General features: G+C 71.2%; 14 protein-coding genes and 1 pseudogene. 6 read left to right on the forward strand and 9 right to left on the reverse strand.

Features of this window, described 5'->3' with window-relative positions; genetic code table 11:
- Window positions 1–16: 16 nt before the first annotated feature.
- Complete coding sequence (locus WMF27_RS21955) at window positions 17–2,758, forward strand: ATP-binding protein (protein ID WP_437766936.1); 2,742 nt, start codon at window positions 17–19, stop codon at window positions 2,756–2,758.
- Window positions 2,759–2,924: 166 nt separating this feature from the next.
- Window positions 2,925–3,770, forward strand: coding sequence for an NAD(+) diphosphatase (gene nudC, locus WMF27_RS21960; protein ID WP_437766935.1), 846 nt, complete (start codon window positions 2,925–2,927; stop codon window positions 3,768–3,770).
- Between the two features lie 86 nt (window positions 3,771–3,856).
- On the opposite strand, the pseudogene WMF27_RS21965 reads toward nudC, so the two are convergent.
- The 4 genes and pseudogenes from WMF27_RS21965 to WMF27_RS21980 form a co-directional block, all read right to left on the reverse strand.
- Window positions 3,857–4,216: pseudogene (locus WMF27_RS21965) on the reverse strand (type II toxin-antitoxin system VapC family toxin); the annotation flags it as partial.
- A gap of 274 nt (window positions 4,217–4,490) precedes the next feature.
- Window positions 4,491–5,951 (reverse strand): MATE family efflux transporter, encoded by a 1,461-nt coding sequence (locus WMF27_RS21970; protein WP_437766933.1) that lies wholly within the window; start codon window positions 5,949–5,951, stop codon window positions 4,491–4,493.
- Between the two features lie 68 nt (window positions 5,952–6,019).
- Complete coding sequence (locus WMF27_RS21975; RefSeq protein ID WP_437766932.1) at window positions 6,020–8,572, reverse strand: VWD domain-containing protein; 2,553 nt, start codon at window positions 8,570–8,572, stop codon at window positions 6,020–6,022.
- A gap of 193 nt (window positions 8,573–8,765) precedes the next feature.
- Window positions 8,766–9,863 (reverse strand): Nif3-like dinuclear metal center hexameric protein, encoded by a 1,098-nt coding sequence (locus WMF27_RS21980; protein WP_437766931.1) that lies wholly within the window; start codon window positions 9,861–9,863, stop codon window positions 8,766–8,768.
- A 254-nt stretch (window positions 9,864–10,117) separates the two neighbouring features.
- Here WMF27_RS21980 and WMF27_RS21985 point away from each other — a divergent pair, with 254 nt between their 5' ends.
- The gene (locus WMF27_RS21985) at window positions 10,118–10,582 is read left to right on the forward strand and encodes a DUF3565 domain-containing protein (RefSeq protein WP_437766930.1); all 465 of its coding nucleotides are present in this window, start codon (window positions 10,118–10,120) and stop codon (window positions 10,580–10,582) included.
- A gap of 46 nt (window positions 10,583–10,628) precedes the next feature.
- On the forward strand, window positions 10,629–11,378 hold the full coding sequence (locus WMF27_RS21990) for a hypothetical protein (RefSeq protein ID WP_437766929.1): 750 nt from the start codon (window positions 10,629–10,631) through the stop codon (window positions 11,376–11,378).
- 159 nt (window positions 11,379–11,537) lie between these two features.
- Here WMF27_RS21990 and lspA read toward each other — a convergent pair whose 3' ends face one another.
- From lspA to WMF27_RS22015, 5 genes are all read right to left on the reverse strand, one after another.
- Window positions 11,538–12,029 (reverse strand): signal peptidase II, encoded by a 492-nt coding sequence (gene lspA, locus WMF27_RS21995; RefSeq protein WP_437766928.1) that lies wholly within the window; start codon window positions 12,027–12,029, stop codon window positions 11,538–11,540.
- Window positions 12,030–12,123: 94 nt separating this feature from the next.
- Complete coding sequence (locus tag WMF27_RS22000) at window positions 12,124–13,509, reverse strand: DUF1552 domain-containing protein (RefSeq protein ID WP_437766927.1); 1,386 nt, start codon at window positions 13,507–13,509, stop codon at window positions 12,124–12,126.
- A 22-nt stretch (window positions 13,510–13,531) separates the two neighbouring features.
- A complete protein-coding gene (locus WMF27_RS22005) occupies window positions 13,532–15,214 on the reverse strand; it encodes a DUF1588 domain-containing protein (RefSeq protein ID WP_437766926.1) in 1,683 nt (560 codons plus the stop codon).
- Window positions 15,215–15,666: 452 nt separating this feature from the next.
- A complete protein-coding gene (locus WMF27_RS22010; protein ID WP_437766925.1) occupies window positions 15,667–16,320 on the reverse strand; it encodes a Vgb family protein in 654 nt (217 codons plus the stop codon).
- Between the two features lie 25 nt (window positions 16,321–16,345).
- Window positions 16,346–16,699, reverse strand: a complete 354-nt coding sequence (locus WMF27_RS22015; RefSeq protein ID WP_437766924.1) for a hypothetical protein — start codon at window positions 16,697–16,699, stop codon at window positions 16,346–16,348.
- 125 nt (window positions 16,700–16,824) lie between these two features.
- Between WMF27_RS22015 and WMF27_RS22020 the strand changes: the two genes are divergently transcribed.
- Both WMF27_RS22020 and WMF27_RS22025 read left to right on the forward strand, forming a co-directional pair.
- The gene (locus tag WMF27_RS22020) at window positions 16,825–17,136 is read left to right on the forward strand and encodes a hypothetical protein (protein ID WP_437766923.1); all 312 of its coding nucleotides are present in this window, start codon (window positions 16,825–16,827) and stop codon (window positions 17,134–17,136) included.
- 282 nt (window positions 17,137–17,418) lie between these two features.
- A complete protein-coding gene (locus WMF27_RS22025) occupies window positions 17,419–19,995 on the forward strand; it encodes a glycogen/starch/alpha-glucan phosphorylase (protein ID WP_437766922.1) in 2,577 nt (858 codons plus the stop codon).
- Window positions 19,996–20,074 lie beyond the last annotated feature (79 nt).

Consider the following 20,074-nt stretch of genomic DNA (forward strand, 5'->3'; position numbering starts at 1 on the left):
GCACGAGCCCGCCCTCATGCCGACCCGCCCCTTCACCCTGGGCCGCTCCCGCCCGCTCTCGGGCGATCCCGGCGCCGCCGGCGCGCGCCCGTTCGAGCTCCCGGCGCACCACCTCGTGACCCACGGCGTGGTCGTCGGCATGACCGGCAGCGGCAAGACAGGGCTCGTCATGGTCCTCGTCGAGGAGGCGCTGCGCTCGGGCGTGCCGGTGCTCATGGTCGACGTGAAGGGCGACCTGCCCAACCTGCTCTTCACGTTCCCGGAGCTCTCGGCGGCCGAGTTCGAGCCGTGGATCGACCCCTCGGCGGCCGCGCGCGACGGCCGCTCCACGGCCGACGTCGCCGAGGGGCTCGCGGCGCGCTGGCGCGACGGCCTCGCCTCGTCGGGGCTCGGGCCGGGCGACGTCGCCGCGCTCCGCGCCCGCATGGCCCCGCGCCTGCTGACGCCGGGCACCACGGCGGGCGAGCCGGTCCACGTGCTGTCGTCGCTCGAGGCCCCCTCCTCGCTCTGGGACGAGGACGAGGAGGCCGCCCGCGAGGCGCTCTCGGCCTCGCTGTCGCTCCTGCTCCGGCTCGTCGGCCGCGACCCGGACCCGGCCCGGAGCCGCGAGCACGTGCTGCTCGCGCACCTCGCCGAGCGGCGGCTGCGCGCGCGGCGGGCCGCTGGGCTCGAGGAGCTGCTCGCGGACCTGGCCGATCCGCCGATCGCCGCCGTGGGCGCCCTCGGCGTCGACGAGTTCTTCGCCCCCAAGGAGCGCCAGGCGCTCGCCCGCGAGCTCAACACCCTGCTCGCCTCGCCCACGTTCGCCACCTGGCGCAAGGGCGCGCCGCTCGACGTCGCGGCGTGGCTCGCGCCGCAGGAGGGCAGCGGCGGCGGCAAGACCCCGGCGGTGATCGTCAGCGTCGCGCACCTCGACGACGACGAGCGGCTCCTCGTCCTCGGGCTGCTGTTCGATCAGCTGCTCTCGTGGGTGCGCGGCCTCCCGGGCACGAGCGACCTGCGCGCCCTGGTGGTCTTCGACGAGGTCTTCGGCTTCCTGCCCCCGCACCCGGCGAACCCGCCCACGAAGCGGCCGCTGCTCGCGCTCCTGAAGCAGGCGCGCGCCTTCGGGGTCGGCGTCGTCCTCGCCACGCAGAACCCGATGGACCTCGACTACAAGGCGCTCTCGAACGCCGGCGCGTGGTTCGTGGGCCGGCTCCAGACCGACGCCGACCGCGAGCGCGTCGTCGAGGGGCTCTCGGGCGCGGACGGCGGCGCCGGCGGGGTCGAGGCCGCGGCCCTCTCGGCCACGCTGAAGGCGCTCCCCCCGCGCACGTTCTTCGTGCGCGACGTCCACATGCAGCCGCCGTCGTTCCTCGCCGAGACGCGCTTCAGCCTGTCGTGGCTGCGTGGCCCGGTCACCCGGCGCGAGGTCGGCCGCCTCGTCCGGAGCATCTCCCCTCCCCCGCCCGCGCCCGATCCGACACGCGCTTCTCTCGATTCCAGGTCTGCACATCCAGATCCCAGAGCCGATTCTCTCGATTCCGGGTCTGTACATCCAGATCCCAGAGCCGATTCTCTCGATTCAAGGTCTGTACATCCAAATCCAAGAGTTGATTCTCTAGATTCAAGGTCAAAACATCCATATCCGAGAGCTTATTCTCTAGATTCAAGGTCTAAACATCCAGATCTCAGAGTCGATTCTCTCGATCCCAGGCCTGCATCTCCTGATCCGAGGTGCGCTTCGCCCGGTCCGGCGAGCCCCGCCCCGCGCGCGCCCGTGGGCCCGGGCGGGACGGTCGTGCTCGACCCGCGCCACACGCCCGCCGCCCCGCCGCCCGCGCGGCGCAGCGCGGCGGCTCGTGCGGACGCCGGCGCGCCCGCGCCCGCACCGCCGCCCCGGGCAGCGACGGCGCCCCCGCCGGCGCCCGATGGATGGCGGAGCCTCTACGCGCACGCCCCCGCCGCCGCGCCGGAGGGCTTCCGTTACATCCCCTGGGTTGCTGCCTCCGTGATCGCCCACCTGCGCGACGCGAAGCTCGGCGTCGCCCTCAACCGGAGCCAGCTCCTCGCCGCCCCGCTCCTGCCCGACGGCAAGCCGGATCTCTCGCGCGTCGCCCGGCTCGACGCCTCGCTGCTCGCCACATCGCCCGCCGCGGGCGCCCGCTTCGCCGAGCTGCCCGCCCCGCTCGCGAAGCGCGCCACCGCGCAGGCCGCGGCGCGCGCGCTCCGGGAGCACGCCTACCGCACGACCGACGCCGCCGTGGCCGTCCACAAGGAGCTCGGGCTCGCGCAGGACGACGGCGAGCCCCTCGAGGCGTTCGCCGCCCGCTGCCGCGCCGCCGCGGCCCGGCTCGCCGCCGCCGAGCAGCAGCAGGTCGTCGGCCGGTTCGCGCCCAGGATCGCGCGCCTCGGCGAGCGCATCGCCGCCGCGAAGGCGCGGTACGGCCAGGCCGAGGCCGAGGTGGCCGCGCTCCCCGGCGCGGTGGGCGCCGCGCTCCTCGGGCTCGTCGCCGGCCGGGACACCGCCCGGCGCGCCGGGACCCAGCGCGACAAGGCCGCCGCGAAGCTCGAGCGCGCGCGGCAGGAGTGGACCGAGGCGGACGCCGCGCTCCGCGACCTCCACGCCGCGCAGGCCGCCGAGCTCGCGGCGCTGGAGCAGCTCCCCCTCCGCGCCGGCGAGGGCATCGAGACGAAGCGCCTCGTCCCCAGGAAGAACGACGTCGAGGTCGCGTTCGTCGCGCTCGCCTGGGCCGCGACGCTCGCCGGCCCCGCGTGAGCCCGCGGCGCTTGAGCCGCGACGCGACGCCCATACCTCCTCCTTCCCGCGACGTCGCGGTATCGCCGCCTCCATCGAGACGCTAGGCTCCCCCGCATGCAGCCGATCGGCTCACCTGAGCGACGCCTCGACGGGGAGCCCGCGCGGCTCTGCCCCCGGTAACGCCATGCCGTCCTCCCGCTTCCGCGCCGGGCTCGGCCGTCCGAGCGCGGCGCCCGCCGAGATCGCGTGGTTCGCCTTCCACGGCGACGACCTCCTCGTCCGCGCGCGAGCGTCAGAAGACGGCGGCGGCGATCGCTTCGACATCCCGATCGCGGCCGATCTCGCCGAGCTCGGCGTCATCGTCACGCGCGCGCAGCCGCTCGGCGAGCTCGACGGGCGCGCCTGCCGCTCCGCCGAGCTCGCGCAGGGCGCGCCGGCGCCGGCGGGGTATGCCTACGTCTCGCTGCGGCGCCTCCACGGGCGCATCGATCCGGAGCTGTTCGAGATCGCGGGCACGGCGTACCAGGTGCAGCACTGGGACAAGGCGCACCAGTACTGCGCTGCGTGCGGCACTGCGCTCGAGACCGGGCAGGACGAGCGCGTCAAGCGCTGCGTCCGCTGCGCGAGCAACTACTTCCCCCGGATCACGCCGGCGACGATCGTGCTCGTCGAGGACGGCCCGCGCGTCCTGATGACGCGCCAGGCGCGGTTCCCTGCGGGCATGTACGGCCTCGTCGCCGGGTTCGTCGAGCCGGGCGAGACGCTGGAGACGTGCGTCGCGCGCGAGGTCCACGAGGAGACAGGCGTCGACGTCGCCGAACTCGTCTATTTCGGCAGCCAGCCGTGGCCCTTCCCCCACCAGATCATGGTCGGCTTCACCGCGCGCTACGCAGGCGGCGAGCTGCGCGTCGACACGCGCGAGCTCGAGGACGCGCGCTGGTTCCACCGCGACGCGCTGCCGCTCCTGCCGCCGCCGCTCAGCATCGCCCGGAAGCTCATCGAGGCCTGGCTCGCGCGGCCAGCGCGGTAACGGCGCCGGGCGACCGCTTCGACGTGCGATTCAATGTCGACGCACGCATAGCATGCGTCGGCGAGGTTCACATGCGGATACGCCCGGATCTTCGCGTCCGCGGTGAGCAGAGGACAGCCGTGAATCCGAGCCGTGGCCACGATGTTCTGGTCCGCAGGATCGCTATGGAACTCGCCGGGCAACCGGGTCGATTCAGCAGCGATGCTCGGCGCGAGCGGTAGGAGCAGCACGCCGGGATACGCCAGCGCAGCTCTGAGCCAGGCGTCGATGTCGCACGGGAGCGCGAGCCGTCCACGCTCGACGAGCTTCGCCACCTCCCAGCAGGAGATCGCGCTCACCCCGAGGCCATTCGCTTCGCTCCGCCGTATCAACTCCGCCCAGGCAGAGCTGAGGCGCTCGTCGCGCTGGACCCACCATACCCAGACGTGGGTATCCAGAACGATCATCGTTCCGCCTCCCACCCTCCGGGCTCTGCCGGAGAGAACGGATCGTCAAAGCGGTATGGCGTTCCCTGCAGCGGGTATGCCGAAGACTGAGGGCGCTCCTTGACGAGCACGATCACCTCCACGCTCGTCCCGGGGCCGAGCGGCAGCCCCTCGATCGTCAGAGTTCCATCCGACCGAACCGTCGCCTCAAGGCGGTGCGCTTCCATGGCTCAGTATAGCCTGGCGAGCCTGGCGCCGCCCCGCTCGGCCCGGCGGCCGCTCGCCGCGGCGCGGCTCAGACGCGCCGCAGCTTCCACGCGCCGCGGCGGAACACGAGCCCGCCCGCCACGGCAAACGTCGAGAACGCCACCGCGATCGCGACGAACACGCCCGCCGGGCCGAGCCCCGCGGCGCCCGAGAGGCCCCAGGCGAGCGGGATCTCCCAGAGCCAGAAGCAGACGAAGTTCAGCAGCGTGGGCGTCCAGGTGTCGCCGGCGCCGTTGAACGCCTGCGTGAACACCAGGCCGAAGCCGTAGAACAGGAACCCGCACGAGAGGATCCGCAGCGTCTGCGTGCCGAACCGGAGCACCTCGGCGTCGTCCGTGAACGCGCCGACGATGGCGCGGGCGCCCACCGCGAAGGCGACGCCCACCGCGCCGAGCATGACGGTGGTCCAGATGCCCGCGCGGTACACGGCGGCCTCGGCCCGGTCGGGGCGCCCCGCGCCAAGGTTCTGCCCGACCAGGGTCGCGGCGGCGTTCGAGAGCCCGAGCGCCGGCAGGATGGCGAACACGATGACGCGCATCCCGATCGTGTACCCGGCGAGCGCCGCGCTCCCGAAGGGCGCGATGAGGCGCACCAGGCCGCTCCAGCTCGCCATGCCGATGACGTTTTGCAGCGCGCCGTTCGCGAAGAGCCGGAGCAGCGCCGCGAGCGCCCCCGGGTCGGGGACGAGGTGCCGCGCTCGCACCCTCACCCGGCCGCTGCCGCGCGTGAGGAAGAAGACCTGCAGCGCGACGCCGGTCCCGCGGCCAAGGGTCGTCCCGACCGCCGCGCCGGCCACGCCGAGCTCCGGGAACGGGCCGAGGCCGAAGATGAGGCACGGGCCGAGCGCCATGTTCAGCGCGTTCGAGAGCCAGAGCACCCGCATCGACAGCGCCGCGTCGCCCGCCCCGCGGAAGATCGCGTTGATGACGAACAGCATCAGGATCGTCGCGTTGCCGAGCAGCATGATCGAGGCGAACGGCGCGCCGAGCGCGATCACCCCGGGCGTCGCCCCCATCGCCGCGAGCAGCCGCGGGGCGAGCAGCGCGCCGACCGCCGAGATGGGCAGCGAGATGAGCAGGCCGAGCACGATCGCCTGCCCCGCCATGGCGGCCGCGTCCTCGTGGCGCCCCTCGCCGACCCGCCGCGCGACCGTCGCGGACGCGGCGACCGCGAGGCCCATCGCGATGGCGTAGACGAGCGCGAGGAGCGACTCCGTGAGCCCGACGGCGGCGACGGCATCGGCCCCGAGGCGCGAGACCCAGAAGACGTCGACCACGACGAAGAGCGACTCCATGAGCATCTCCATGACCATCGGGATCGCGAGCAGGGCGATCGCCCGGTCGATGGAGCCGGCGGTGAAGTCGTGCTCGCCGCCGCGGACCGCGTCGCGGAGCGTGGACCAGACGCCCGCGCCGCGGCGCGAGCCGGGCGAGGGTGCAAGAGCGTCCGCGCGCAGGTCGGGGGCGGGTGGCGTGCCGTGGTCGCGCATGAGGGCCGGCAAGCTGATCGCTGCGGGCCGCTTCGTCCAGCGGCTTCGCTGGCCGCGCGCGGGTCACCTCACGGCCCGACGGGATTCACCGGTCCATAGAGCTCGAGTTCCGAGACGGAGTACGACGCGTCTCCGGAGGTCGCCCGGATCCTCGCGTAGCGAGCCTCGACCCTCCGCGGGAGCGCATAGGCCGGCCGCGTGCGCGTCCCGACGCCCCCGAACGTGGGCACAGCCGCCAGCGGGACCCATGTCACCCCATCCGTGGACGACTCGACGAGGTACTCGTCGTTGTTGTCGGCCTGCACCACGACGCGAGCGAGGGAGTAGATCGCTCCCAGGTCCACCGCGAGCGACGTGCCCTCGGGGGTGACCACGGAATACATCGGATCATCCCAGGGCTGACCTTCCGGCGCGAACATCGTATCGGTGACGAACTGCAGATCTCCTCGCGGCGCTCCGTCCGCCGTGACGGGCCTCGCGGCCGCGAGGTTGACGAGCACCTCGAAGGTCGAATTCGGAGGCTGGGCCGCCGCGACGCTGTCGGCATAGCTCGGATCACCGCTCAGCGCGACGTCGAGGGTGCACCACTCCAGGAGCGTGGGGTCCGTGACGCCCCGGTCGCTGCAGACCTGCCTCGCCGACGCGCGCTGGTCGTCCGGCACATCGCGGAGCAAAGCGGGCCGCTCGGGGAGCGTCCGATCCGTGAAGGTGTCGGTGCTCTCTCCCTCGGCATAGTCGAACAGAGACTCCTCCCGGGCGACCCTCCAGCTCTCGGCGAAGGAGGCATAGAGCTCCTGGAACGTCGGCGAGATCAGGACCGCGCCGGTCCGCGTGGCGACGTCGTCGGAGCCATCGTCGTTGAAGTTGCCGAACAACCCGCGAACCTGTCCTCGCCGTGATGGAGGGAGCAGGAGCCGAAGATCGAGGTGATCCGAGGCCACCGTGATCTCGGCTCGCTCGCCGTCGGCCGAAGGCCAGTTGAGCGTGTACTTGCTGCTCTCCAGGAGCACCTGGCCTCCACCGGCCAGGGTGAGGGCGGCGCCGTCCGCGAGGGCTGTCGCGGTTCCATTCAAATAGAGCGGAGGCGATCTCCCCGCATAGAGCGCGACGCGGTCGGCGCCCAGCGCGGTTGCCACGGCCGTGTTGACCGAGACGCGACGCGATGTGCCCAGAGATCCCTGGCGGGCTTGAACGGCGAGCGGTGCTCCCGAGGTGGATTCGAGGACGACGAACTCGCCGACCGCCTGAAAATCGTAGGCCAATCCATCGAACGTGACGATGTGGGGGTCACCCACATCGGAGGCGCCAGGCATCCCTCCGCTCGATCCTCCTGCCCCGCTGCCCGAGCCCGATCCGCTGCCGGCGCCACCTGCCCCGCTGCTGCTGCCAGCACCGCTGCCACCTGCCCCGTCGCCGCCGGCGCCCCCTGCCCCACCGGCGGCACCTGCTCCGCCGCTGCCGCCTGCACCGTCGCCGCCATCTCCCCCTGCCCCGCCGCTGCCGCCTGCATCGTTGCCGCCGGCGCCCCCTGCCCCGCCGCCCCCACTTCCATCTCCCCCAGGGCACCAGCCCGCGTTGCGCTTCAGCTCGTCGAGCGCGACCGACTCCGTCCCATCCGGCTTGTAGAGATAGAACCCCCGGCCTTCGTTATCGTAGAGCTGCCAGTAGAACGCTGCAGCCAGCCGCCCACCCCGTGCGACGTTCAGCACATTGTTGATGCGACGTCGCACCTCGGCCTCTGGATATTCCAGCTCCGGCAGACCGAACTCGGAGATGATGACCTGCCCGTTGCCGAGAGCCATCGGATCCGTCGGAAAGGTCGGCAAATCGGCCAGCTCCGGCACGAGTCGAATGAACGCGTTACGTTGCGCCACGTCGGCATAGAGAAAGTCGAGCGCCTGGGTCAAGGCCATCTGCGTCTGGGCGTCGTTCACCCCCTGCAGCATGGAGTCGTACGACGAGTAACTCACCATGTCCGGCCCGATGAACGGCAGGAGGTGCGACAGGCGCAGCTGCTCGCCGTTGCACTCGAGTCCCAGCGCCTCGCGCACGCGGTTGACCTCCACCGCGAAGTAGACGTTGACGTCCGACGCCACGGCGGCACGAGCCTGCGCGACCCCCTCCTGCTTCGCGCGAAACCACTCAATCGCCTTTTTCACGTCTGCCGCTGGCGGCTGGGGTAAGCAGCTCGCCTGAGCGCGGAGAAACAGCCAGTCGCCCTCCCAGTTCTTGATGATGAACGTCTTCTTCGTTCCGTTGTACTCTTCGAGGAGGTAGCGAGCGAGCTCGTAGTGCTGTCGCTTCTCGAGCTGCAGCACCGTCTCCGGCGTACCGGTGCTGGCTCCGTGGTACATGCTCTCGATGTACCTCCCCGGCCCGGTCATGGCGGAGACGCTCATCGCAACGAGGCTGAGGCTGGGGTCGCCGAGCGCGCGGGTGACGAAGGGCCGCTGCGCCGCCTCCAAGGGACTGCTGACCGAGAGCCACCTTTCGGAGTCGACGGTCCCTTCGTGGGTCGACTTGTCGGGACGGAGCGAGACGTGAATTGCCCGCGCGCCGAGCTGGCGAGCACGCTCCACCCCCTCGGTGAAGACGTTGACAGACTCATCGTGCCGGTACAATGCTCCCTGGTTGGCGAACCCGATGAGAGGCGCATCCGTGCATGGGCCCGGATCAGGGGGAGACGATCCACAAGAAGCAGCGGTAGCGATCCCGGCAACGACAAGCAGGAGTCCAAACACCGTACGCATATGCAGAATGTGCCTTCTTCGCCCAGTGGGGCGGCGATACGACCCAGGTCAAGGTAGCCGCGCGTCAGCGGATCGAGAACGGATCCCGGTCGCGCGCGCTGAGCTCGATGCGCAGCGACGGCACCGCGGCGCGGAGGCGCTCGGCGAGGCGCTTCAGCGCGGCGCGCTCGCTGTTCGAGTGCAGCGCGCACACCACGGTGACGCCCGCGCTCGCCGCGCGGAGGGCGTCGTGGTGGCGCAGCTCACCGGTCAGGTAGAGCTCGGCGCCCTGTGCGATGGCGTCTTCGAGGAGCGCGCCGCCCGCGCCGGCGCACGTGGCCGCGCGGGAGACGGCGCGCTGCTCGGGGCCGGCCACGAGCAAGGCGTCGACCCCGAGGCCCTCCTTGATGCGGCCGAGCAGCTCGGAGACCGGCGCCGCGCCGGCGAGCGGCCCGATCCGCCCGATGCCGGCCCTGAGCGGCTCGGCGGCGAGCTCGACGAGGTCGAACGCCACCTCCTCGTAGGGGTGCGCTGCGCGCATCGCCTGCACGACCGCGGCGGTCCGGTCGCGGGGGAGGACCATCTCCAGCCGCACCTCGGCGACGCGCTCGAGCCGGCCCTTCTCGCCGACCGTGGGGCTCGCGCCCTCCTCCCCGAAGAACGTGCCCGTCCCCAGCGTGCGGAAGCTGCAGCGTGAATACCGGCCGATCCGGCCCGCGCCCGCCTCGGCGAGGGCGTCGGCTACCGCGTCGGCGTGATCCTCGGGGACGAAGACGACGAGCTTGTGCTGCCACGCCTTGGCTGGCGCCCGCCGGAGCGGCGCGCGGTCCGCCGAGATCCCGAGCGCGTCGGCGAGGACATCGTTGGTGCCGCCCTCGGCGACGTCGAGCGCGGTGTGGGGCGAGTACAGCGCGATGCCGTCGCGGATGGCCGCGAAGATCGGGCTCGGCGCGACCACGCGCTTCACGGCCTCGAAGAGGGGCGGATGGTAGGCGACGACGAGATCGCAGCCGAGATCGCGCGCCTCCCGGGCGACCTCGGGGGTGTAGTCGATGGCGAGGAGCGCCGCCGACGAGGGCCGCGCCGGGTCGCCCGCGAGCAAGCCGACGTTGTCCCAGGACTCCGCGAACCGGAGCGGCGCGATCGACTCGAGCGCTGAAAGGACGTCTCGGAGGAGGGTCATGAGCGCCTCTATACCAGCAGCGACCGCGGTTCGGCGCAGCGGCGACGCGGCGACTGCGGAGCCGAGCTCCGCGCGACGGCGGCGCCGAGCGCAGCGGGAGACGCCGCGTCGCGCCGGGACCCGCGGCGCACCCGGACGTGGCGGCGCTGACGCAGGCGACGAAGGTGGACGATGCGCAGGCGCAGCTGGCTCCGGACACGCTGCACGCCGATCGAGTGGAAAAACATCCAGAAAACGGTCAATAGATAGAGACGATGCGTCGATCGATCACAGGCTACCACCAGGACGATGCGAACGATTGGGTGGCCGAGCTGAGCTGTGGGCATGGCCAGCACGTCCGGCACAAGCCGCCGTTCCTCTCGCGCCCCTGGGTCGTCACGTCCGAGGGCCGCGCCTCGATGCTCGGCACCGAGCTCGACTGCGTGCGCTGCGATCGGCTCGAGATGCCCGACGGGCTGGTCGCGTACAAGCGGACGGCCGAGTTCGACGAGGTCACGATCCCTTCCGGCCTGCGAAAGAACCATTCCACCAAGTCCGGCGTATGGGGGGTGATCCACGTGCTCTCGGGGCGGCTCCGCTACCGGATCGATGGGCTCGGCGGTCGAGAGCTCTCTCTCGATCCGGAGACCCCAGGGATCGTCGTCCCCGAGGTGCTGCACCACGTCGACCCCGACGGCCCGGTGCGGTTCTTCGTGGAATTTCGACACAAGGGCGGGTAACCCGACCCGCCGAATGGGACGGTCGCACCAGGCGTTCCGGGTCCTCATGAGCCGGTCCTCCATCGCCCTGCTGGTCGCCGTCGGCGTCGGGTGTAGCTCGCCTTCTCCCACCCCGTCGGCGAGCGTCTCCGCGGCCCCTGCAGAACCAGGCCGAGCTCCGGCGCCCGGCGCGACCACGCCCCCGGCCGGCACCTCCGCCGCAGAGAGCCCGGCGCCCGCGGCAGCCCCCCAGGCCGCCACGGACACCGCCGGCGGCTCCAAGGTGAGCCTCGACGATCCGCGGATCCAGAAGATCAGGGCCCGGTATCAGGACATCCAGGCCCGCAAGGACCTGACGCGAAGCGAGCTCCGCTTCGAGTGCGCCGGCGGCGAGGGACGCGGCGAGCTGCGGCTGTACCAGGCGGACGGCGCGATCCAGAAAGCGGAGATCGCGGCCGCCGACGCGGGGCACGGCGAGTCGACGTACCAGCTCTATTTCGACCAGGGCAAGCTCGTCTTCGCGCTGCACGGCGATGGATCCTGGGCCTTCGACGGGACGAGGGGCACGCCGGACAAGCCGGCGACGACGAGCAGCCTCACGCAGCGCCGGTACTATCTTCACGAAGGCGAGCCCGTGCTCTGCATCGAGAGGCACGCGAAAGGTCCCACGGAGAAGCTCGGCCCCTTGCTGGAGCAGGCGCCCAACCGGCCTGACGATTGCTCCAGGGCAAAGGAGACGCAGCAGATCGCCTCCGCCGCCCTGGCGGGCGCGAAGGCCAAGACCGCGGATGAGCTCAAGAAGCTGCTCTGTACCTGAGCCCAGCGGGGCTACCGGACGGCCAATTTTCTCGAGAACTCTCGGACATCGGACCGGAAGACATGCGGTACGCATGCTCTTCCGCCAGGTCTCGCCGCCGCTGGCCGAGCGGCTCGTGGCGCCGGCATGCTCGGGCGAGACGGTCTCACGAGGCGAAGCTCAGGACACCTCGCGCGGCTCCTGGCGCGCACGCCGGAACATCGCGATCCCGAGCAGGATCCCGCCCGCCACGATGGCGATGTCAGCGACGTTGAACACCGGCCAGCGATGAAGGTGGATGAAGTCGATGACGTAGCCGCGGACGCCGCGATCGATCGCGTTCCCGACCGCGCCGGCGACGATGAGCGCGTACCCGGCCTGCTCGGCGATCGAAGCGCGGCGGCTGCTCCACCAGCCCAGGATCACCACGCCGAGGACGATCATCGAGCACACCAGGAGGATCGCCACCTTCGCCGGCGATTGAATGCCCCGGAGCAGGCTGAAGGCCATGTCGCGGTTCTCGGCGTAGCGGAGATCGAGCACCCCCGGCACGATCGACAGGGGACCTCGCTGCTCGAGCGCGGCCTGCGCGACCGCCTTGGTCGCATGATCGCACCCCACCAGGGCCAGCGTGAACAGAATCAGGACCCAGCCCATCACACGTCGCGCCATGGGCGATCGAACAGGGAGCCCTGGCGGTTTGTTCCCGGCCTCTCGCTCGAGAGAGGACGGTTCGGAGCCAGCGCCGCCCCGCCTCGATCAGGCGTCAGGCGAGGAAGCCCGGCAGCGGTCCGCAGTTCGGCTCGATGCCGATGCCGGTCGCGGCGTGGCCGAGCGCGTTCATCACCGACGTGAGCAGCTTGTTCGAGCTCTGCGCGGTGGTGTTGTTGATGTACTGGCCCACGTTCACGCCCAGGTTCTTCCCGCCGATGACCAGGTACTGCATGTCCCGCGGGTTGTGGCTGTGGTTCGTGCCGCTCTCCACGCCCCAGAGCAGGATCGTGTTGTCCAGCATCGTGCCGCTGCCCTCGCGGATGCCCGCGAGCCTCTTCGCCAGGTACGCGATGTGGCTCGCCCAGAAACGATCGAACAGCATGAAGGCCTGGCGCGTGGTCATCGACTGACCACCGACGCTGACGCTGTCGTTCGTGCGGCTGACGTGCGCGACCACGTCGTGCCAGCTCTGGCCGAAGCCGAGGAGGCCTTCGTGGTGGCCGCCGGAGAAGCTGAAGTGGTAGTCCGCGACCCGCGTGCGATCGCACGTGAACGCGCTCACGATGATGTCGGCCTGGATCTGCGCCCAGCGCGTGATCGTCGTCGCGTTGTTGGTGCTGCCGTTGTAGCCGGAGGTGTCCGCGCGCTCGCACGCCGCGCCGGCCGGGATCGACGTGCCGCCGCCCATGCCCGCGATGCGCTTCTCGAGCTCGAACAGCGCTTCCACGTGGAGCTCGAGCTTCTGGCGCTCGGCCTGGCCGAGGAAGCCCTGGATGGTCCTGAGCTCGCGCGTGTTGATCTGGAGGATCCGCTGGTCGGCGCGGCGCTTCGCGGCCGCGACCGCGTCCGGCATGGCGCCGGGCGTGGGCGCCGGCGCGGCGCCGTCGAAGGTGACGCCGCTGAAGATCGTGCTGAACGCGCGCGCGGGGTCGGCCGTGTGGGTCATGGGCTGGCCGGGGCCGCTGTACGAGATGATATGGCGCTTGTCGGCGCCGCCGCGATCGGCGACGCACAGGTGGATGCTCGCGAGCGGCGTGCCGCCGCGCAGGTCGGAGCTCTTGAGCAGGATCTGATCGAGCGACGGACCGTTCGCGTGGTGTGAGCTCTCGTCGATGAAGCGCGCGCCCGTGAACAGCTGCGCCATGCCGGCCTCGTGGTGATTCCCGACCGTCCAGGCATGGTCGAGCCGGCGCAAGAACAACATGTCGCTCTCGAGGCCGCGGAAATCGGCGAGCGGCTCCTGGAGCTGGAACGTCGACCCGCTGCCGGTCGGCCACCACTCGGGCGGATGCGAGTCGGGCGTGAAGATCAGCACCAGCCGCTTGGGCACGACGGTCTGCGCCTCGACCTCGCGGTGGCGCAGCAGCGGCCCGAGGAAGATCGCGCCGGCCGCCGTCTTCAGGATGTCTCGTCTGGATACGTCGAAGCGCCTGGGCATGTTCGATCCTCGATGGCCGTAGCTAGTCGCGCACGCGCTCCACCGTGCTCGGCGAAGACAGGAGCGCCACGAGCAGGTCGCGCAGGAGGCCAGTGCGATCCAGCGCCGCCGTGCCCTGCACGACCGGCGGAATACCGCGCGCAGCCTCGACCTGGCCGAAATAGAAGCGGAACGCCTGCCGCGCCACGCACTCGCGGACCCAGGTGCTGCGCGACAGCGCCTCTCCCAGCCCCGCGGCGCTGTCGTACTCGCCGTCGACGTCGGTGTTGAGCAGCCGCCCCACCGCGTTGATCGGCTGCGGCGCGGCCATGGGCGCGGTGAGCGACGGGCTCCTGTACTGCTCGAGCGTCCGATGGCGGCCCGCGCCGTCGAAATTCTCGAGCATGAAGCCGACGTTGTCGATCAGCGCGTGGCAGCTCTTGCAGACCGCCTGCGCGTTGTGCGTCTCGTACAGCTCGCGCGTGGTCTTCGGGGTCATGCGCAGCTCGCTCTCCTCGATCGGCGGCGGCGTGAAGCTCTCGGGCAACGTGATGTGCTGGCACAGCAGCTGATCGCGGATGAACAGGCCGCGGAGCGTCGGGGACGTGAGGTATTGCTTGGCGGTCTTGGAGAGCACGGAGCCGAGGGAGAGCAGGCCGCTCCGCGCGGTGTCCGTCGCGCCCGAGGCGTCGCTGCGGTAAAACGCGGAGAGCGCTGGATCGGCCTCGGGTACAGGCGCCGTGAGCAGGCTCGCGATCGAGCCCTCCATGCCCCCGTTCGCGCGGAGGAAGCGCTGCGTCTCGGCGAACATCGCCCCCTTCACATCGGCGAAGCCGGGGAACACGTCCTCGAACTTCTCCACCTCGGCCTCGAACGTGTGCAACCGCAACCACTGGACGAGGAAGTGACCGAGCTGGTCGGCGGCGCCCGGCGTCGAGAGCAGCTGGTCGATGTGACCAGGAAGCAGCGCGGGATCGGCCAGCTCACCGCGATCGGCGGCGGCGACCAGCGTCGCAGAGGGCGGCTCGCCGAGCACGCTGTACGAAAGGAAGGTCGCGATCTCGTGGTCAGTCAGCCGGAACGCGGCCTTCGCCTCGTCGCTCGGCGCGCCGATCTCGGTCCGGTACAAGAAATAGGGCGAGCTCAGCACGCCCTTCAGCACCCAGCGGAACGGCAGCGCCGGATCCCCGGACTCGGCGGCGAGATCGAACACTTCGCCATAATTGGTCAGGTCCTCCGCCGTCGCGGGCCGCCGGAACGCCTTGCTGACCGCCGCGCGCACGAAGTCCGCCTTGCACGTCGCGTCGACCTTGCCGCACGGAATCAGCGCGCTGAGCTGCCGATCGCTGAGCGCGAGCACCGCGGCCTCGGCCTTGGCCGCATACTGCTCGGCAAGGGTCACGCGGACGAGCCCGCTGGTGGACATGTTCGGATAGATGCCGTTGTCCGGCACGGGATCCATGTCCGAAACGTCGATCGACACGCCGAGCAAGCCCTGGACGGAGCGGCCGTACTCCTCCGGCGTGAGCAGCCATGTGCGGGCGCGCAACGCCGCGGAGGCGGGCGTGGGCGCCGCGTACGGCAAGCTCCCGTCGGCCTGAGGCGGGGGAACGTCGCTGCCGGTCTCGCCGCCAGCCGCGCTCGAGGACAGGTCGCCGAGCTGCCCGGTGCACGCGGGCGCCAGAGAACCCAGAACGAAGATCCAGCCAAACGATCGAAGATGCATATCGGATCTCCACATGGGTACGCGGCGCCGATCGAGACCGCTCCCGTCGAGGAGGCTGGAAGTCCAAACGCTGTCCGTACGTCAAACCGCCCGAAGCCGCCCATACAGCGTCATTGTTGCGCTGCAGTGGATGGCGAAGGTCCCGCTGCGGCCTCGCTCCCCTCGCCCGCGGCGCCTTCTTTGACTTTGCTCTCGGCGGGGCCGCCGTGCCCCGGGCGGGCGACTCGCGGCGCCCGATGTCGTCGCATTCTCGAACCGCCTCTCCTGAGGGCATTGTATCGACGCAGAAATCCGCGCGCACCTTGCGCGCCTTCACATTCCCGAAGGTTTCGGTTTTGATCATCGCCGCGCGCAGCGGCCCTGCCGTTTCCGATCGGCGCGGTGCCACTCACGCTGTAAGTTTGTCTCGAACCCCTGGCCCACCGCAGCCGGCAGGGCGAACCCAGGGTGAATCAGACCGCTTTTCGCGGCTTCTTCACCGCGCGGAGCCTGCCTGTCGCCGGGTCGCCGCACCACAGGCGGTCGCTCGCGTCCGCCTCGACGCCGGAGAGGCGCACGCTCTCCGGCAGCGCGAGCCGGTCCAGGACCTCGCCGCTCCGGGAATCGACGCGGCGGAGCTCCGACGGCGCGCCCTCCGCCTCGCACATCACGCCGTGCCATAGATCGCCGTCGGTCCACGTGACGCCGGTGACGAGCCGATCGGAGACGAGCGTGCGGAGGACGGCCCCGCGCTCGGGATCGATCTTGAGGATCTTCCGCTCGCGGTAGATGCCCGCATAGAGCGCGCCGTCGGCCCACGCGAGCCCGCTCACGGGCGTCGCGTCGAAGCCCGGCACCTCGCCGACCGCGGCCCCGCTCGCGGGATCGATCTTCCGGATCCTGCCGCCCCCGACGACCCACAGGTGGCGCCCGTCGAACGCCACCCCGGCGCTCGCGGGCGCCTTCAGGCGACGCAGCACGCGGCCGCTCTCGGGCTCGGCCGACATGAGGTCTCCGCGATCGCCGTGCGCGAACCACACCGCCTGTCCGTCGAACGCGACCCCGTGAATCGACTCCACCCCTTCGAACGTGCGCTCCGCGATGATCTCGGCCTGCCGGGCTTTCACGGGCCACTCCTTCCTCGCCCCGCACTCAACCAGGGAGCGCGAGCCCGAGGAGCAACATTTGTGACGCGATCGACAGCGCCGCTCTGGGCCTCGCGTAGCGCCGCGAGGGGCCGCTGCCGGTGACCTCGACCGCGCGCGCGAGCGAGAGCTCCGCGAGCGCGCGCGGCACCGTGCGCGCGCTCTTGCCGAGCGCGGCGCCGATGGCCGAGGCGCTCCACGCGGCGCCGTCCGAGAGGAGCGCGCGGATGGCGCCCGCGTCGCCCGGCTCGAGCGGCGCGAGAACGACCACCTCCGCGCCCGCGCCGAGCTCCCAGCGGTACGCGTTCCCGAGCGCGCGCACGACCCCGACGCCGCCGAGCTCGGCGCGCAGGCGCCCCACCTCGACGCGCAGCCGCCGCCGGTGGGACTCGTTGACCGCGCGAACGCCGAACGCCGCGCGCGGAGCCCGGCCCCGGTTTGTTGGCCGAGCCGACCGCGTCGACGGACACTGGCGAGACGGTCGCGATGAAGAAGTGGAGCTTCCTGGCCCTGGGGCGCAGCTACGAGATCATGGACTATGGCCCCAGGTTCGGGATCGAGGTCACGCGGGACGGCTACACGGTGTGGACCGGCTACCGTGACGGGGCGCGGCTCGTGACGGACACGAGCACCCTGCCGGCGCGGGAGCTCGTGGCGCTCCGCGAGGAGCTCGTCCTGCGGGCGAGCTCCTGGAGCGCCGCCCCGGGGGCTGGCGCGGGTGTGCGCCGCCGGCCGCAGCGGGCGGTCGAGCAGCTCGATCTGCTCGGGGCGCCGCTGCTCGGCGGCTGCGCGCGCTGAGGCGAGCGCGTCCGGCTTCACCGCCGGAGCGGGTCGACGCACCTGGCCGCCCGCGTCAGCGAGCGTGAGCCCGCCGCCGCGCCCCGCCCGCCGTCGACCATCCCGCCGCTCTCCCGCCGCGCCGGCTGACGGCGCTCGCCCCGCACCAGGTCGCCGGGCTAGATTCCGTTATTACAATAATTTGACCCGGGGACCCTCGACAACCCCCGCCCACACGGAACCTCATCCGAGCACGTCGCGCAGCCAACCAGAGCGGGCCGGATCCGTCTAAAGTGCGCCGCCATGGCCAACCCGATCGACGCCGATCCCAACCGTCAGAGAGAAACCCCCGCCCAGAGAGACGGCAACGCCCAGCAGCGCGACACCCCCGCCGCATTTTTCCGCGGCAACCCGGCGCCGGACGCCCGCACCGGCATGCACCCGATCGCGTTGCGCCGCGCCTTCGCCGATCACCTGCACTACTCGCGCGCCCGGGAGTCCATGTCCGCCACGTCGTTCGACCGGTACGTCGCCCTCGCCCTCTCGGCGCGCGACCGCCTCGTCGACCGGTGGACGAAGACGCAGCACACCTACTACCAGCAGGACGTCAAGCGCGGCTACTACCTCTCCGCGGAGTTCCTCCTCGGCCGGGCGCTCGTCGCCAACCTGCAGGCGCTCGACATCTACGACAGCTACAAGACCGTGCTCGGCGAGCTCGGCTTCGACCTCGATGAGCTCGTCGAGCAAGAGCCCGACGCCGGGCTCGGCAACGGCGGCCTCGGGCGGCTCGCCGCCTGCTTCCTCGACTCCATGGCCACGATCGGCCTGCCCACCTACGGGTACGGCATCCGGTACGAGTTCGGCATCTTCGAGCAGGTCATCCGCGACGGCTACCAGGTCGAGCGCGCCGACGAGTGGCTCCGCTTCGGCAACCCCTGGGAGGTCGAGCGCCCCGAGCACGCCGTCCCGGTCTCGTTCGGCGGCTACACCGAGCGCGTCCCCGACAAGCGCGGCGGCTTCCGCGTGGTCTGGCGACCGTCCGAGCAGGTCATCGGCGTCCCGTTCGACACGCCCATCGCGGGCTACCAGTCGAACACCGTCAACACCCTCCGCCTCTGGTCGGCCCGCGCGGGCGAGGAGTTCGACTTCGAGCTCTTCAACGCCGGCGACTACGTGCACGCCGTCCACGAGAAGAACCAGTCGGAGGTCATCTCCAAGGTCCTCTACCCGAACGACAACTTCGACAAGGGCAAGGAGCTGCGCCTCCGGCAGGAGTACTTCTTCGTCGCCTGCTCCATCGCCGACATCGTGAACCGCTACAACCGCGTCCACCCGGACTTCTCGCGCTTCGCCGAGAAGAACGCGATCCAGCTGAACGACACCCACCCCGCCATCGCGATCGCCGAGCTGATGCGCGTCCTCATCGACGACCACCTGCTCGCCTGGGAAGACGCGTGGAAGCAGACGGTCGGGGCCTTCGGGTACACGAACCACACCCTGCTGCCCGAGGCGCTCGAGCGCTGGCCCGTCGCGCTCTTCGAGCGGCTCCTGCCGCGGCACCTCGAGATCATCTACGAGATCAACCGGCGGTTCTTGCGCGAGGTCATGGACGCCCACCCGCAGGACCAGGACCGCGTGGCGAGGATGTCCCTCATCGAGGAAGGCCACGAGCGCCACGTGCGCATGGCCCACCTCGCGGTCGTCGGCTCGCACTCGGTGAACGGCGTGGCCAAGCTCCACTCCGAGCTCGTCAAGCGCGACCTGCTCCGCGACTTCTACGACCTCTGGCCCGAGCGGTTCAACAACAAGACGAACGGCGTCACGTTCAGGCGGTGGCTGCTCGCCTGCAACCCCGCGCTCGCCGCGCTCGTCACCGAGAAGGTCGGCCCGAAGTGGGTGACGGAGTTCGAGCGGCTGCGCGAGCTCGAGCGCCACCTCGACGACCCGGAGTTCATCGAGCGGATCGCCGCGGTGAAGCGCGCGAACAAGGTGGCGCTCGCGAAGGTCATCGCGCACGAGCTCGACGTCAACGTCGACCCCTCCTCGATCTTCGACGTCCAGATCAAGCGCCTCCACGAGTACAAGCGCCAGCTGCTCAACGCGCTCCACATCGTCGCGCTCTACCTGCGCCAGAAGCGCGGCGAGCCGGTGGTGCCGCGGACCTTCATCTTCGGCGCCAAGGCGGCGCCCGGTTACCGGCAGGCGAAGCTCATCATCAAGTTCATCCACGCCGTCGCCTACGTGGTGAACGGCGACCGGCGCCACACCGGGCTCCGGGTCGCGTTCATGCCGAACTACCGCGTCTCGCTGGCCGAGCGCATCATCCCCGCCGCCGACGTCTCCGAGCAGATCTCGACCGCGGGCATGGAGGCGTCGGGCACCGGGAACATGAAGCTCGCGCTGAACGGCGCGCTCACCGTCGGCACGCTCGACGGCGCGAACATCGAGATCCGCGACGCGGTGGGCCCGGAGAACTTCTTCCTGTTCGGGCTGACCGCCGACGAGGTCATCGCCCGCCGCGGCGAGCACTTCGAGGGGCGCACCGCCGTGGCCGCCGACCCGGAGCTCCGCGAGGTGATCGAGCTCATCTCGTCGGGCTTCTTCTCCCCGGAGTACCGCGAGCTCTTCCAGCCCCTGCTCGACCGGCTCCTCGGCCGGGACGAGTACATGATGCTCGCCGACTTCAAGGCCTACTCCACCTGTCAGCGCGAGGTGGAGGCGGCCTACGCCGACCGGCAGAGCTGGCTGCGCAAGTCCGCGCTCAACATCGCGCGCGTGGGCGAGTTCTCCTCGGACCGCACGGTGCGCGAGTACGCGCGCGACATCTGGGGCCTCACGCCCGTCGAGATCGACCTCGCCGCGGCCATGTCGCTCGTGTGATCACGCCGGCGCGCCGTCCGCCGCGGGCCGCTCGCGCGCCCGCGGCGGGGCGGCGTGGGCCCGCCAGCAGCCGGACCAG

Origin of the sequence: Sorangium sp. So ce281 (genome assembly GCF_051527395.1) — a bacterium.
In the GTDB taxonomy this organism is placed as follows: Bacteria; Myxococcota_A; Polyangia; order Polyangiales; family Polyangiaceae; genus Sorangium; species Sorangium cellulosum_B.

Bases quoted from the DNA above. Each gene is read 5' to 3' on its own strand.
- WMF27_RS21955 (WP_437766936.1), top strand. From the start codon at position 17: ATGCCGACCCGCCCCTTCACCCTGGGCCGCTCCCGCCCGCTCTCGGGC.
- nudC (WP_437766935.1), top strand. From the start codon at position 2,925: ATGCCGTCCTCCCGCTTCCGCGCCGGGCTCGGCCGTCCGAGCGCGGCG.
- WMF27_RS21970 (WP_437766933.1), bottom strand. From the start codon at position 5,951: ATGCGCGACCACGGCACGCCACCCGCCCCCGACCTGCGCGCGGACGCT.
- WMF27_RS21980 (WP_437766931.1), bottom strand. From the start codon at position 9,863: ATGACCCTCCTCCGAGACGTCCTTTCAGCGCTCGAGTCGATCGCGCCG.
- WMF27_RS21985 (WP_437766930.1), top strand. From the start codon at position 10,118: ATGCGTCGATCGATCACAGGCTACCACCAGGACGATGCGAACGATTGG.
- WMF27_RS21990 (WP_437766929.1), top strand. From the start codon at position 10,629: ATGAGCCGGTCCTCCATCGCCCTGCTGGTCGCCGTCGGCGTCGGGTGT.
- lspA (WP_437766928.1), bottom strand. From the start codon at position 12,029: ATGGCGCGACGTGTGATGGGCTGGGTCCTGATTCTGTTCACGCTGGCC.
- WMF27_RS22000 (WP_437766927.1), bottom strand. From the start codon at position 13,509: ATGCCCAGGCGCTTCGACGTATCCAGACGAGACATCCTGAAGACGGCG.
- WMF27_RS22005 (WP_437766926.1), bottom strand. From the start codon at position 15,214: ATGCATCTTCGATCGTTTGGCTGGATCTTCGTTCTGGGTTCTCTGGCG.
- WMF27_RS22020 (WP_437766923.1), top strand. From the start codon at position 16,825: ATGAAGAAGTGGAGCTTCCTGGCCCTGGGGCGCAGCTACGAGATCATG.
- WMF27_RS22025 (WP_437766922.1), top strand. From the start codon at position 17,419: ATGGCCAACCCGATCGACGCCGATCCCAACCGTCAGAGAGAAACCCCC.